12 protein-coding genes are annotated in these 14,943 nt (G+C 50.7%); 1 reads left to right on the forward strand and 11 read right to left on the reverse strand.

The features are described 5' to 3' along the window. Positions 1 to 28: 28 nt before the first annotated feature. The 11 genes from B5F29_RS12355 to xylB form a co-directional block, all read right to left on the reverse strand. The gene (locus tag B5F29_RS12355; RefSeq protein WP_162608426.1) at positions 29 to 286 is read right to left on the reverse strand and encodes an HPr family phosphocarrier protein; all 258 of its coding nucleotides are present in this window, start codon (positions 284 to 286) and stop codon (positions 29 to 31) included. Positions 287 to 466: 180 nt separating this feature from the next. Further along, positions 467 to 1,660, reverse strand: coding sequence for an ABC transporter permease subunit (locus B5F29_RS12360; protein WP_087154932.1), 1,194 nt, complete (start codon positions 1,658 to 1,660; stop codon positions 467 to 469). A gap of 20 nt (positions 1,661 to 1,680) precedes the next feature. After that, positions 1,681 to 3,216 carry a sugar ABC transporter ATP-binding protein gene (locus B5F29_RS12365; protein WP_087154933.1) on the reverse strand — a complete coding sequence of 512 codons (1,536 nt, stop codon included), beginning with the start codon at positions 3,214 to 3,216 and terminating at the stop codon, positions 1,681 to 1,683. 107 nt (positions 3,217 to 3,323) lie between these two features. Next, positions 3,324 to 4,544, reverse strand: coding sequence for a substrate-binding domain-containing protein (locus tag B5F29_RS12370; RefSeq protein WP_087154934.1), 1,221 nt, complete (start codon positions 4,542 to 4,544; stop codon positions 3,324 to 3,326). A 164-nt stretch (positions 4,545 to 4,708) separates the two neighbouring features. Further along, on the reverse strand, positions 4,709 to 5,743 hold the full coding sequence (locus B5F29_RS12375) for a substrate-binding domain-containing protein (protein ID WP_087154935.1): 1,035 nt from the start codon (positions 5,741 to 5,743) through the stop codon (positions 4,709 to 4,711). Beyond that, positions 5,727 to 7,346, reverse strand: a complete 1,620-nt coding sequence (locus tag B5F29_RS12380; RefSeq protein ID WP_087154936.1) for a helix-turn-helix domain-containing protein — start codon at positions 7,344 to 7,346, stop codon at positions 5,727 to 5,729. Before B5F29_RS12380 ends, B5F29_RS12375 begins: the two co-directional genes overlap by 17 nt. Positions 7,347 to 7,356: 10 nt before the next feature. Next, positions 7,357 to 8,841, reverse strand: coding sequence for a sensor histidine kinase (locus tag B5F29_RS12385; protein WP_087154937.1), 1,485 nt, complete (start codon positions 8,839 to 8,841; stop codon positions 7,357 to 7,359). Further along, the gene (locus tag B5F29_RS12390) at positions 8,838 to 9,830 is read right to left on the reverse strand and encodes a substrate-binding domain-containing protein (protein ID WP_087154938.1); all 993 of its coding nucleotides are present in this window, start codon (positions 9,828 to 9,830) and stop codon (positions 8,838 to 8,840) included. The genes B5F29_RS12385 and B5F29_RS12390 overlap by 4 nt, the downstream gene beginning before the upstream one ends. 115 nt (positions 9,831 to 9,945) lie before the next feature. Beyond that, positions 9,946 to 11,430 carry an L-fucose/L-arabinose isomerase family protein gene (locus B5F29_RS12395; RefSeq protein ID WP_087154939.1) on the reverse strand — a complete coding sequence of 495 codons (1,485 nt, stop codon included), beginning with the start codon at positions 11,428 to 11,430 and terminating at the stop codon, positions 9,946 to 9,948. A 67-nt stretch (positions 11,431 to 11,497) separates the two neighbouring features. Beyond that, a complete protein-coding gene (locus B5F29_RS12400) occupies positions 11,498 to 12,127 on the reverse strand; it encodes a DUF4867 family protein (protein WP_087154940.1) in 630 nt (209 codons plus the stop codon). 17 nt (positions 12,128 to 12,144) lie between these two features. Continuing rightward, positions 12,145 to 13,614, reverse strand: coding sequence for a xylulokinase (gene xylB / locus B5F29_RS12405; RefSeq protein ID WP_087154941.1), 1,470 nt, complete (start codon positions 13,612 to 13,614; stop codon positions 12,145 to 12,147). A 310-nt stretch (positions 13,615 to 13,924) separates the two neighbouring features. On the opposite strand from xylB, the gene B5F29_RS12410 reads away from it, so the two are divergent. Continuing rightward, positions 13,925 to 14,938, forward strand: a complete 1,014-nt coding sequence (locus tag B5F29_RS12410; protein ID WP_087154942.1) for a LacI family DNA-binding transcriptional regulator — start codon at positions 13,925 to 13,927, stop codon at positions 14,936 to 14,938. Positions 14,939 to 14,943 lie beyond the last annotated feature (5 nt).

The raw sequence follows: 14,943 nt of genomic DNA on the forward strand, positions 1-14,943 counted from the left end.
CCGTCAGCCAAACCGCAGCTCCGCAGTCCTACTCCAAATGCGCGATAAAATCCGTGATCCGTTCCAGATCCTGTTCCTCGTCCTCTCCTTCACACTCGATCGTTACCTCATCGCCGGGAGGAACCGGAAACGCCAGAAGACTCATCAGGCTCTTGCAGTTCATCTTATGCTCTCCATGGATCATCATAATATGGGAACGGCACCTGTTCGCTTCTCCAACCAGAAGTCCGGCCGGACGCATATGCAGCCCGGTCTTGTTATTCAGGACCATCGTTCTGCAAACCATAAAAATCCCCCTCTTCATTTGCATGTTAACAGCTAAAGTATATCACAACGGGGCGCATTTGTATGCGCCCCGCTAAAAGATTCACACATTGTTTACAATTCAGGACGAAAGTCCCTAACAGTGTCTGTGCCGGCGGGCAGACTCGCCTGACCGGATGCACAGACACTGGTCGTGCAAGAATCAGTGTCCGCTCTTACGATTGGATACCACGTCGAAGATAACGGCTACGAGAAGCACGCCGCCCTTGACCACGTACTGCCAGGAGTCGCCGATACCCATGATGGACATACCCATGTTGATTACGCCCAGCAGAAGCGCACCGATGATAACTCCCGGAATCGTACCGCTTCCGCCGTATGCGGATGCGCCGCCGATGAAGCAGGAGCCGATGGCGTCCATCTCGAAAGAGTTACCGGTCTGTCCGTTTACAGAACCGACACGTGCCAGACAGAGCAGTCCGCAGAGGCCTGCCAGGAAGCCCATGTTCGTGTACGCAAGGAAATACACCTTGTTCGTATTGATACCGGACAGCTGTGTCGCTTTCTCATTGCCGCCCACTGCGTAGAAATAACGTCCGAACGCAGTCTTGGAGGTGATGAAGTGGTAGATCAGACAGATTGCCACCACCCATACCAGCATGACAGAGATTCCTCTGTACTGGCAAAGCATCCAGCAGTAAATCATCAATACCACAGAAATGATGGCGCTGCGTCCGAAATCAGAGAATGCGCTGTTCTGGCGGTATCCCTTTTTCGCTTTCTTTGCGCGGGAAGAAATCGTGCTGTAGAAAATCAGAACTACGATGATTGCTCCCACTACCAGCGGAGAGAGGATACGTTCGTCAGTATCCAGTCCCGGGATCTTGATATAAGCAGTGAAGATATTCAGGAATGCTTCATTCTGTACTGCCACAGTCTTGCTGTCCAGCACCAGACGTCCAAATCCGCGGAAAATAAACATGCCGCCCAGGGTCGTGATAAACGGAGGGATCCGCACATAACCGATCCAGTACCCCTGCCATACGCCTGCTGCGATGCCAATAGCCAGGCAGAGCAGAATCGTCAGATATACGTTAAAATTGTAGTTTGTAATCAGAACCGCCGCGATACCGCCTACCATGCAGATCACGGAACCAACGGAAAGGTCGATGTTGCCGCCGGTCAGGATACAGAGCAGCATACCGCAGGCCATAACCAGCACGTAGCCGTTCTGAAGCAGCAGGTTGGACATGTTCTGCGCATACAGCAGACGTCCGTCTGTCAGGAAATAGAATAAAATAAATACGACAACAAGAGCGATGACCATACTGTTCTTGGTCAGGAAAGCTCCCAGATTGAACTGAGCGCCGCTCTGAGTTTCTTTCTTATTTGCCATTATTTTGATACTCCTTTCAATTATTTGTCGGCGCTGATGATGAAGCTCATGATCCGCTCCTGAGTCGCCTCTTTCGCATCCAGTTCTCCCTTCAGCTCGCCTTCATTCATAACATAGATACGGTCGCACATACCGATCAGTTCCGGCATTTCCGAGGAAATCATGATAACCGATTTGCCCTCATCCACCATCTTGTTGATCAGGCAGTAGATATCGTACTTGGCGCCCACATCAATACCACGGGTCGGCTCGTCCAGGATCAGGACATCCGGTTCCGTAAACATCCATTTGCCCAGCAAAGCCTTCTGCTGGTTTCCGCCGGAAAGATTTCCCACTTTCTGTTCGATGGACGGAGTCTTGGTACCCATGGCCTCGGTCATGTCTTCCGCCGCTTTCTTCTCCGCGGTCTCATCCACGATACCCTTATCGCAGACTTTGTCCAGACGCGCCAGCGTCGTATTGAAACGAATGGTCTCGCCCAGAATCAGTCCGTTCGTCTTCCGGTCCTCCGTCACATACGCCAGCTTATGCTGAATCGCCTGTTCCGGAGTCTTCAGATCCACTTTCTTACCGTCCAGATACAGTTCTCCGCTGATGTTCGTGCCGTAACTTTTGCCGAAAATCGACATGGCAAGCTCCGTACGGCCGGCGCCCTGCAGTCCGGAAAATCCGACCACTTCGCCTTTATGTACATTGAAAGAAATGTCGTTGTCAACAATTTTCTCATGGTAAAGAGGATGGTGCACCGTCCAGTGCTTCACCTCCAGACCGATCTCCGGCCGTACATTATGTACACGGGACGGATAACGGTCGTCCATAGGCCGTCCCACCATGCCTTTGATGATGCGGTCCTCGCTGAACTCGTCCACGCCTTTGACCAGTGTTTCAATGGTGGATCCGTCACGGATGATCGTCGCCTTATCCGCGCAGTAGATAATCTCGTTCAGCTTATGAGTGATAATAATAGAAGTCAGCCCGTTCTTCTTAAACTCTATCAGAAGATCCAGAAGCATCTTCGCGTCTTCATCGTTCAAAGAAGAAGTAGGCTCATCCAGGATCAACAGCTTTACATTCTTGGAGAAAGCTTTTGCAATCTCAACCAGCTGCTGTTTTCCGGTACCAATATCTTTAATCAGAGTCTGGGCGGATTCATGCAGTCCCACCTGGCTCATATGTTTTTCCGCTTCATTGTTGGTCAGATCCCAGTCGATATGACCAAATTTGTTTTTCTTCTCATTTCCCAGGAACATATTCTCACCGATGGTAAGAAGCGGGATCAGCGCCAGCTCCTGGTGAATAATCACGATCCCCTTTGCCTCGCTGTCTTTCAGCGTTTTAAACTGGCAAAGCTCTCCGTTGTAATAGATCTCCCCGGTATAACTGCCCGCCGGATAGGTACCGGACAGCACGTTCATCAGAGTAGACTTTCCCGCGCCATTTTCTCCGATCAGCGCGTGGATCTCTCCCCTCTCCACGACCAGGTTCACATTATCCAGCGCTTTCACTCCAGGGAACTCTTTGGTGATAGATTTCATTTCCAAAATAATATCAGCCAAAAATTCTTCCTCCTTTCCCTCATATCCTGCAACCAAACCTTTGACCTAAGAAAGGCGGGACAGACGCCCCGCCCTTTCCAAGGTCATTTTCAATTATCTCTTTATTATTACTGTACTGCGGACAGATATCCGTCTTCACCCATGGTATACAGACCTGTGTCTACCAGATCCTGCAGATTGTCAGCCGTAATTACATTCGGCACCAGCAGGAAGGACGGGCACGGATTTCCTTCGGAGGTCTCGTAGGACTCAGTGTCATAAGAGCACTCAATGCCGAAGGACGGGATCAGAGACTCGTCGATGGTATCGCCGTTCAGGATCGCCTGAGCCAGTCCGAGGGTAACAACGGACTCGTTGCTCACGTTCTTGTAAACGGTCATAGTCTGGATGCCGTCTACGATATTCTTCAGGTTCGCTTCGTCTCCGTCCTGACCGGTGATAAGTACGCTGTTGGATCCTGCATAGTCAGAGGTGATCGCCTGTGCTACGCCAAGAGCGGTGGAGTCGTTGGAGCAAAGCCATACATCCAGCTGAGTTCCGTCTGCATAGTAGGAAGACAGAATGTTCTGTGCTCTTTCAAGAGCGGTATCGGTGCTCCACTGAGCCGTCGCAACCGTATCGAAATCAGTCTGGCCGGATACTACGTTCAGAGTACCTGCGTCAATATACGGCTGCAGCACATCGATTGCGCCCTGATAGAAATAACCTGCGTTGTTGTCGGCCGGATCGCCTGCGGTGATCTCCATGTTATAAACCGTATCACCGGCATTTTCCAGATCCAGAGTGTCTACGATGAACTGTCCCTGCAGAGTACCTACGGTATAGTTATCGAAAGATACATAGTAAGAAACTGCGTCGTTCATAATCAGACGGTCATAAGCGATAACCGGAACGCCTGCGGTTGCAGCTTCATCCATGGCGGTATTCAGAGCCTCGCCGTCAATAGCCGCTACGATCAGAAGGTCAACGCCGTCAGCCAGCATGTTCTGGATGTCGTTTACCTGTCTTGCAGAATCATTGTCAGAATAGGTAAGCACCGTCTCATATCCTGCTGCCTGGAACTGCTCGTCAAGATATGCGCCGTCACGGTTCCAGCGCTCCAGAGACTGGGTCGGCATGGAAATACCGATCTTTCCGCCTGCTGCCGCCGTATCCGCGCTCTCCTCTTCTGCCGCATCCTCTGCCGGAGCCGCTTCTTCTGTGTCAGCCGCTTCTTCCGTAGCCGCTGCGTCATCTGTTGCAGCCGGCTCAGAAGAGCTGCCGCAGCCAGCTACCATCGTAGCTACCATTGCGACGCTCAAAAGAACGCCAAGTACTTTTCTTTTCATTTTGGAAATTCCTCCCTTCATTTGATGTTTACAATATATCACAAGTTCCGCAGGACAAACTTGCTTTCTTCTGTACATTTTATACAGCACCTCCCGGATTCTTCCCATAAAAAACAGGACAAATTTGCTCTTTACAAATCCGTCCTGTGCAAAAAAATCCAGTTCTAACGATCTCTGACATTCAGATAGATATCGCTCTCTTCATGATATTTTCCCGTGATGACTTCGTCCATATTTTCTTTAGTTACAGCGACCGGATCCAGTCGTTCATAGGGTACATCATAGCTTCCGTCGTTCATCGTCTCCGTCGCCGTGATCACATCTCCCCTGGCCAGCCCCACAGCCAGTTCCGCCGCGCGTCTCGCCAGTTTCTCCACCGGTTTGTATACCGTCATGCACTGAGTGCCTTCCACGATCCGCTGGCAGGCATCCAGATCCGCGTCCTGTCCCACAACACAGACACTTCCGGCCAGACGCTGCTCAGAAAGCGCGCGGATCGCCTGTCCGGCAATGCTGTCATTGCCGCACATGATTCCGTCCGGTACTTCCCCCGTGCTCAGATAAGCATCCGTGACGGCAAACCCCGTCTCGGCCAGCCATCCGTCCGCATGCTCCGTTCCGGCGATGGTGATATCGCTGTTTTCCAGCGCCTCCGCGAATCCGCCCATGACCAGGGGAACATTATTATCCGCAAGGGGACCGCATACCTGCAGAATATTCCCTCCCTCCGACAGATGTTCTTTCATATGTTCGCCCATAAGGCGCCCCACTTCTTCGTTATCAAAAGAAATATACAGGTCCACATCCGCGTCGCAGATCAGCCGGTCATAAGCCACCACCGGAATCCCCGCCCGGTGCGCGTCCGCCACCGCGTCGGAAAGTCCATTGGAATCGATCGCCACAACTACGATGGCGTCTACACCTTTCTGAATAAAATACTCAATCTGAGAGATCTGCTCTTCCAGATCTCCGTTGGCATTCTGCACGTTCACATCGGCTCCCAGTTCCTGTGCCGCGGACACAAACACATCCCTGTCTCTTTGCCATCGCTCAATGATAAACGAATCGAAGGTCATTCCGATCTCTATCCCGCTTTCTTCCTCTTCCTGGATTTCTTCTCTTTCCGCCGTCTCCCCGGCACATCCGGTCAGAAGACAGACCAACAGCAGCGCTGCGGATACCCTATACTTCTTCCACATGTTTCTGCCCTCTCGTTCCCTCCCGGTATTCCGTGGGTGTAAGCCCCGTATTTTTCTTGAAAATCCGGCTGAAATAATTCGGGTCGCTGTACCCCACCTCAGCGCAGATCTCTTTCATGCTGCACTCTTCCTGACTGAGCATCTCTTTTGCCCGCCCGATTCGGAGATTCGTTACATACTCTACAAAGTTGCTGCCCGTTTCTTCCTTAAAAAGTTTGCTGAAATAATAAGGGCTAAGATCCAGCTGTCTGGATACTTCGTCAAGGGAAAGATCCCTGTGATAATTATCCCGTATATACTCCTCTGCCCGAACCACCAGCTGGTTCGCATGTTCCTCTTTTTTCGTACGGATATTCCGGCACGCATCCCCGAATTTACTTACAAACCAGCCCCTCAGATCGCTGTTTCTTTCCGCATTCATCACCAGCGGCAGATAATTTTCTCTCTCCTGGAAATGGTAGGTCAGACCTCCGTTTATATAAGCCAGATGCTCCGCCCACAGAACAAACTCCAGCGTTTTAAGCTTGACGCTCATATTCTGCTCATCGTAAGTTTCCATCATCCAGTCAAAATACTGTCCCGCAAGTCTTTCGCATTCCTCCCTCTCCCCGTCGCGAAGCTTCGCGAACAGATCGTTCTCCAGATCGATGGGATACTCTTCATCATACCGGCACTGGATGGGCAGGTCATCCACATGCGCCACGCTTCCCGTAGAATTTACCAGAGCCTTCAGCGCTTCTTCATAGGAATCCATACTCTCCGCCAGACGACGAACCGATCCGATCCCTACGCGGAACGAAATATCCGTAATTCTCCGCAGTTTGCGCGCCAGTTCCCGGCAGACGTCAATCATTTCGATGCGCTCTTCATAATCCATCTTCATATTTTCGCAGGGAATAAAAACGGGGATTTTATTGGAGATCACCGACCCTACCACACAGTTCCATGTCTCTTTCAGAGCCTCCCGCACTTTAGCATAATTCTTCTGAATCCTTACGCTGGCGCCTACCGCGTTGGTCATGTAATTTCCATGCTGGTCATCTCCCATGACCAGCGCCAGCATACAGCCGTAATCCGCGTCCAGACTCAGCAGGTTTTTGTAGTTCTGAATATCCTCTTCAAACGCTTCCTGAAACATGATGGAATAGATAAAACCGTTCTCAATAATCGGCGTCACCGTCTCCATCTTTTCCTTGATCAGGAGATCATCGCTGCGCTTCTTCCGTTTTGACTCGATCAGTTTCATGGCTTTTTCCAGTACTTCCACGATCGCAGACGCGCTGAACGGTTTATTGATATACTCCATCACGCCCAGATTAATCGCCTCTCTGGCATAATCAAACCGGTCGTAAGCAGACAAAATAATAAATTCCATGGACGGATTATTTTTCTGAATTTCCCGGATCGCCTCTATCCCGTTGATTCCCGGCATCTGAATATCCATAAAGGCAATATCCGGCCGGAACTGCTCCGCCAGTTCGATCACATCCCGTCCTGTCTTCGCCGTCTCCACCTGGCATTGTCCCGGAAAATGTTTTTCTATGATCAGCTTCAGAGAATCCAGTACGATCCCCTCGTCGTCGGCCAGCATTACTCGATACATTTTCCTCCTCCTATTCCTCCGGTATCAATATCTGCACTTCTGTTCCTTTGTCTTTTCCCTCGCTCCAAATGGAGAATTCCGCGTCACCATGGAAATACAGTTTCAGCCGTTCCATCACGTTTCGGATTCCCACACCGTTGGAATCGGATGAAAGATCTTCCCCTCCGGCCTCTCCGGCCAGCACCTGACAAATCCTCTCCTGATCCATTCCGGCGCCGTTGTCCCAGATGCAGATACAGATCCGGCCGTCTTTCTGATATACAGACAATTCGATTCTCCCTTCCCGATCGAGTCCCCGTATCCCATAATTAACCGCATTCTCCACCAGCGGCTGAAGAATCATGCTTGGAACTCTCACATCCAGCAGACTTTCATCCACATCCTTTGTAAAATGAATCTCCCCGGCAAACCGCACGTTCAAAATGTAGACATAATTATCCACAAGGTGAATTTCTTCCTCCAGCGACGCGTCCTGGTCGTGCTTGCGCACATTGTACCGGAAAAATCCCGCCACATTTTCCAGAAATTCTCCGGTTCTTCCGGCATCTTCCATCATAGCCAGCTGCGCTCCCGCGTTCAGCGTATTAAAAAGAAAATGCGGATTGATCTGCGCCTGGAGATATTTCAGCTGAGCATCTTTTAAATGACTCTGCATCATGAGTTCCCGCTCTTTTAACTGATTTTCTCTTTCCATGGTCTCCGTGAGCTGATCGATATAATTGCGGATACTTTCCACCATCTGGTTGAACGCTCCGGTCACAACGCCTACCTCGTCCATGCTCTGCACAGGAATCTTATCGATGTTGAAATTCCCACGGGCCACTTCATCGGCCGATTCTGCCAGACGGTGCAGAGGTTTGGTCACCATCCGGGTACTGACCACGATCAGGCTGATATTCCCCAGAATCAGCACCAGCAGCACCCCGAGCGTCACGATCTCCGTATAGCGCAGCGAATTCATCAGGATCTGATAGGTTTCCGAATTATTTTTAAACTGTTCATTATTCAGGCTGTAGATAAACGTATGGATCTCTTCATACAGGACGCAGGCCACTTCATACAGGCTTCCGTACCGTTCCACATTTCTGCCTCTTTTTGCCTGAATGATATCGTCCACCAGAGACAGGTAGTTTTCTGACAGCCCGCGGATATTTTTCTCCGTCAGGAGCAGCACGTCGTCTGTCACCTGCGTGTTCAGCCCGTCGATCTGCCTGCGGAACTCCTGCTCGCTCCGGTAATATTCCTCCATGGCCTCTGAGCTTTTGGTATTCAGATAATCCTCTGTGCTGCTCTGCACCTGATCCAGCGCGGCGGACAGTTCGTTCATGCGTACATTGCTCATATAGACTTCGTCCACTCTCCCCGTCATACCGTTAATGATCGCCGACATATAAAGGTTGACCGCAAGAATCATCACGCCGGCCAGCACGAATATTGTCGTCAGCTTCTGCTGCAGCGACATGGTCTTCCATTTTTCCAGAATCCTGTTTCTCATAGCTGCTCCATCAGTTCCTCTGCTTCGTCGGGAGTAATCACATGGATATCCACCGCCATATAGCCGTTGGTATATCCTGTTTCCACATATTCATCCAATGCTTTTACGCTCAGTTCTCCCATCTGAGCCGTATCCAGCGCAACTGTCGCCTGGATAATATTTTTCGACACCGCGTCCAGAATCGTATCCGAATCATAATATCCGATCATTTGTACCGTGCCTACTTTGTTGTAATCCACAGCCGCAGAATATGCGCAGCGCGTATGTACGGCATTCAGGCACACCAGTACGTCCGGAAGCTCCTCGCCGAGGAATATGTCCCGGATAGATTCCTCCGCGCTGAAATCTCTGCTGCCGTCAATGGCGTAAGTGTCCACCGTGACCGCATCCAGACTCCCGAGCGCCTCTTCCAGCGTTTCGCGGATTGCCAGCAGAATCAGGTTCTGACTGCTGTCCGTCCGGTTTTCATCCAGCAGAACCAGTACCTGCCCGGCGCCTTCCGGAAGCATTTTAAGGATCTGCCTGCCATACTCCTGACCGATATTATAGTTGTTGGAACCCACAAAACACTGTCTCCGGCTTTCAATACAGTCGCTTAAGATTGTCACCACCGGTATGCCCGCGTCTACCGCCTCATCGATCAGCTCCACAGTCTCTTCCTCGTCATCTCCCGTGACGATGATTCCGTCCACAGAGGCTCGGATCGCCATATCCAGCAGTTCTGTGCGGTCATAATCCACGGCCAGATTCTCGCCGAAGCGTTCCACATATACGCCGCGTTTTTTCCCCTCCTCAAGAGCGCTCTCATAGACCTCCGCCCAGAAGTCTTCGTCTCCGCTGCCTGTGATCATGGCATAATGGCGGTTATATGTAGAATAACCTCCTGCTTCTCCCCCTCCCACCCGGTTTCCAAACCAGTAGAGCAGCAGAAACGCCGCCAGGAATAAGAAAGGCAGAAAAATAAACGCCCCGTTTTTTTTATTTTTCATTCCTTTCCCTCCAGTTCCACTAAAAATACCTGCAAAAAGACTGTCTCGAAATGGCAGAATCCGCCATTTCTTGACAGTCTCCTCCTATGGCCGGTTTCCGGACCGGCCTGATAACTTATGCGAACGGATTCTCAGTCGGATAGCGTACGCCTGCCGGCTGGTTGTAGCCAATCTCTTTTACATCAACGCCAATATATTTGAATACTTCATACAGCGCTTTGCCATAATGTCCGAATGCAACCGCTCCGTGATGCGGGAAGTTGCCTTCGATCAGCACATGACGGTAGAAACGCTTCATCTCCGGAATCGCGAAGATGCCGATGGCTCCGAAGGAACGGGTCGCTACCGGAAGCACCTCTCCGTTTGCCACATACGCACGCAGCTTGTTGTCCGCGGTACTCTGCAGACGGAAGAACGTGATATCGCCCGGTGCAATGTCTCCTTCCAGAGTTCCCTGAGTCACTTCTTCCGGAAGGCTTCTCGCCATGATCAGCTGATACTTCATCTGGCAGAAGGACAGTTTCTTGCTGCTGGTATTTCCGCAATGGAAGCCCATGAACACGTCGTTGCTCTTGTAATCATATTTGCCCTTGATGTCCTCATCGTAAATATCATACGGAACAGTATTGTTGATATCCAGCAGGGTTACGATATCGTCGCTGACGCAGGTTCCGATGAACTCGCTCAGTGCGCCGTAGATATCCACTTCGCAGGATACCGGGATGCCTCTTCCGGTCAGACGGCTGTTTACATAGCACGGCACAAAACCAAACTGGGTCTGGAATGCGGGCCAGCATTTTCCTGCGATAGCCACATATTTGCGGTATCCCTTGTGATCTTCCACCCAGTCAAGCAGCGTCAGTTCATACTGTGCCAGTTTGGAAAGGATCTCCGGCTTTTTGTTGCCTTCGCCCAACTCTGCTTCCATATCTTTTACCACATCTGGGATTCTGGGATCGCCCGCATGTTTGTTGTATGCCTCAAAAAGATCCAGCTCGGAATTTTCTTCGATTTCCACGCCCAGATTGTAAAGCTGCTTGATCGGAGCGTTGCATGCCAGGAAGTTCAGCGGTCTCGGACCGAAGCTGATGATCTTCAGATCGGAAAGTCCGATAACAGCTCTCGCGATCGGAAGGAATTCATGGATCATATCTGCGCATTCTTCTGCGGTTCCCACCGGGTACTCCGGAATATACGCGCGAATGTTGCGGAGAGCCAGATTGTAGCTTGCATTCAGCATACCGCAGTAAGCGTCGCCGCGGCCCTGTACCAGATCTTTGCCCGTCTCTTCTGCCGCCGCCACAAACATCTTCGGTCCGTCGAAATGTTTCGCGAGCAGAGTCTCCGAGATCTCCGGGCCGAAATTGCCAAGATATACTACCAGGGCATTACAGCCTGCAGCTTTGATATCTTCCAGAGCCTGTACCATGTGGATCTCGCTCTCCACGATGCAGACCGGACATTCGTAAATGTCTGCCGCATCATATTTTGCCTGGTAAGCGTCCACCAGCGCTTTTCTTCTGTTCACGGACAGAGATTCCGGGAAACAGTCGCGGCTTACTGCCACGATACCAATTTTTACTTTTGGAATGTTCATCATGATAGATATCCTCCTATGATTTTATGTTTTGCGGAACCGGTATGGGCCCGCTGATTCCTGAATATATTTATTGCAATGAATCCTTGATATCGATATTTTTTCCTATCAGGCCGATATGGGATCCTTCCGGAAGTCCGCCCTCCGCATGACCGATCAGCCACTTGTTCTTTGCAGTGATCAGCGCGTCTTCCCATCCTTCATGTTTTTCTTCCAGCGGCAGATTCGTATCTCTGGGCAGTACGATCGCTACGCGGAAACCGCTCTCATGGACGCAGCAGGGCGCATAATGAAGCGTTGTTGCGTAAAGTTCCACCGCAGTCCCTTTCGGCAGATAAAAAGCTTCTACCAGAGAAGTATCATAAGTAAAATCTTCCGTAATATCCTGCTGAGCCCCTACCAGCAGCACTGCGTCTTCACCGGCCACGTCAATTTCAGACGAACGGTGGTATTCCAGCGCGTTCAGCTTATAGTTCTTGCCATTGCAGTACCCGATCTGGATCGGCAGCTCTCCGTAGCCCTTTTTCTGAAGCTCCGCATACACCGGAAGCGCTTCCAGTTCCGGTATCGACGGCTCATAAACCACATCGTCCGGAAGCGGGGTGGATTTCAATGCTTCCACAAGCCCGGAAAAGTCCACGTTCTGTACGACTTTGCCGTATTTCCGGAATGCGGCGTCTGTCACTTTCTGAATCTTCATGATTCCTTCCTCCTGTTTTATTTGATGATTTCAAACAACGGCTTACACGCCGGATAGATCTCTTTAAACTGCTGATAACGCTCCTCATACTTTGCGGCCAGTTCCGGATCCGGATCCACGGTATCGATCACCTTGACCAGCTTCGCGGCTGCTTCCTCTACGGTCGCATATTCACCGCATGCCACCGCCGCCAGCATCGCCCCTCCAAGTGCGGGGCCTTCTTCGCTTTCGATCACATCCACTTTGATATTCATCACATTGGCGATGATCTTCTTCCAAAGCGGGCTCTTGGCACCGCCGCCGCAGATCTTTGTCCGCTCAATATGAATGCCAAGGGATTTCGCCACCTCAAAAGAATCTCTGAGAGCGAACGCCACTCCTTCCAGCACAGCCTGCGTCATATCTGCCCTGGAAGTATCCATGGTCATGCCGATGAAAGTTCCACGTGCATTGGGATTATTATGCGGGGAACGCTCGCCCATCAGGTACGGCAGGAAATACACATGATTCTCACCCAGCCTGGTGATCTTCGCCTGTTCTCCCGCGTAATCCGCCGTGCCTATAATCTCGTCCATCCACCATTTATTGCAGGAAGCCGCGCTCAGCATGCATCCCATCAGGTGATAATGTCCGTCCGCGTGAGCAAAGGCATGCAGCGCGTTATTTTTATCCACCCCGAATTTTTCAGAGGAGATGAAGATCGTTCCGCTGGTTCCCAGAGAAATATTGCACATGCCGTCGCCGACCGTACCGGTTCCTACTGCAGCAGCCGCGTTGTCTCCTGCTCCCGCCACGACTTTGACTGTCTGCGGAATATCCAGCTCTGCCGCGATCTCCGGAAGCACGTTCCCGACTGCTTCATAAGATTCATAGACCTTCGCCAGCTGCTCTTCACGGATTCCGCAGATCTCGAGCATCTCCTTCGACCAGCGGCGGTTCTTCACATCGAAGATCAGCATGCCGGACGCATCGGACACATCGGTGCAGTGCACGCCGGACAGCCGGTACGCAATGTAATCCTTCGGAAGCATGATTTTTTCAATCCGGGCGAAATTCTCCGGCTCTTTATTCTTTACCCAGAGAATTTTCGGCGCCGTAAAACCTGTAAAGGAAATATTCGCCGTGTATTCCGAAAGTTTATCCTTTCCGATCACATTGTTCAGATAATCGCACTCTTCATAGGTACGTCCGTCGTTCCAGAGCAGAGCCGGACGGATCACCTTGTCATCTTTGTCCAGGATCACAAGTCCATGCATCTGTCCTCCGAAACTGATGCCCGCCACCTGGCTCCTGTCACAGTCTGCCAGAAGTTCTTTCAGTCCGTCCATGGTCTGATTAAACCAGTCCTCCGGATTCTGCTCCGACCATCCCGGATGCGGGAAATAGATCGGATACTCTCTGGACACAATCTTTTTGATCGTTCCGTTTCCTTCCATCAGAAGCAGCTTCACAGCGGAAGTGCCCAGATCCACGCCAATATACAGCATTGATTTATCCTCCTCCTTTATTCATACTTTCTCCACAGTTTGCGTGCACGTGCACGTTATATGTTTATATTACCCCTTTTGCATTCTTTTTTCAACAGAATGACACGTTTTTTCTATTCAATCTTAAATTTTTGTGAATCGTGTATAATTTTCAGTTCGAAACAGGACTCTATCTCCCTTTTTTCTGTGCACATTATATGATTTTTTTGTTTTTATTTTTTTATGAGAGTGCACGTGCACGCTCCGACCGCATTGACAGTTTCTCCAATTTCATGTATGTTTACAGTAGAAGAAAAAGAAAGGGTTCTCTATGACTACCATCAAAGAAATCGCGGATCTTGCCGGCGTGTCCAGGGGCACCGTGGACCGGGTGCTCAATAACCGGGGCGCTGTCAGTCCCAAGACAGCCGAAAAGATCATGGACATTGTGCGCGCCATGGATTACCGGCCCAATCGGGCAGGAATCACGCTGGCCGCTCAGAAAAAAAAATATAAAATCGGAGTCATCCTTTTCAGTGAAAACAATCCTTTTTTTGATGAAGTGATGGAAGGCGTCCGCATTAAAGCATCCGAGCTCCAGGATTACGGCATCACCACATTAACCCGGAGGGTGGAATTCGATATGGAAGCCCAGCTGGCTGCCGTAGACGAATTGTTAGGCGAAGGGATCCACGGGCTGATGCTGGCTCCTTATAACCATATGCGCATTCAGGAAAAAATAGACGAGCTGGTAGAACTTCAGATACCTGTAGTCACCGTCAATACCGATATCGACGGTTCCCGCAGGCTTGCCTATGTGGGAAGCGACTATTTCCAGGGGGGATGCACGGCCGCAGGACTTTTTGCCCTCATGACTTCAGGAACTGTGGACCTGGGAATTATCACCGGTTCCTCCAATGTTCTCTGCCATACAGAAAGAATCCGGGGTCTCAGGCATGTGCTGGAACAGACTTATCCCCGGATCCGGATCGCCAGGATCCTGGAAAACCATGACGACGAATTCGAAAGCTATACCCTTACCAGACAGCTGCTGGAAGAATATCCGCATCTGGACGCGGTCTTTTTTGCAGCGGCAGGTGTCTACGGAGGCTGCCGCGCCATCCGGGAGTCCGGATGCCATCCCAAAGTCATTACCTTCGACGAAGTTCCTACTACTTTGGAAATGCTGAAGGATGGGATAATCTCTGCCACTATCAGCCAGCAGCCGGTACGGCAGGGATCCCGTTCCCTGGATATCCTTTTTGAATATCTGACTTCCGGCATCCTTCCGGAGCAGGAACAGAATTTTGTGGAATTATCTATCAAAATACGGGAAAATATCTGACGCTG

Origin of the sequence: Lachnoclostridium sp. An196, assembly GCF_002160135.1 — a bacterium.
GTDB classification, from domain to species: domain Bacteria; phylum Bacillota; class Clostridia; order Lachnospirales; family Lachnospiraceae; genus Hominiventricola; species Hominiventricola avistercoris.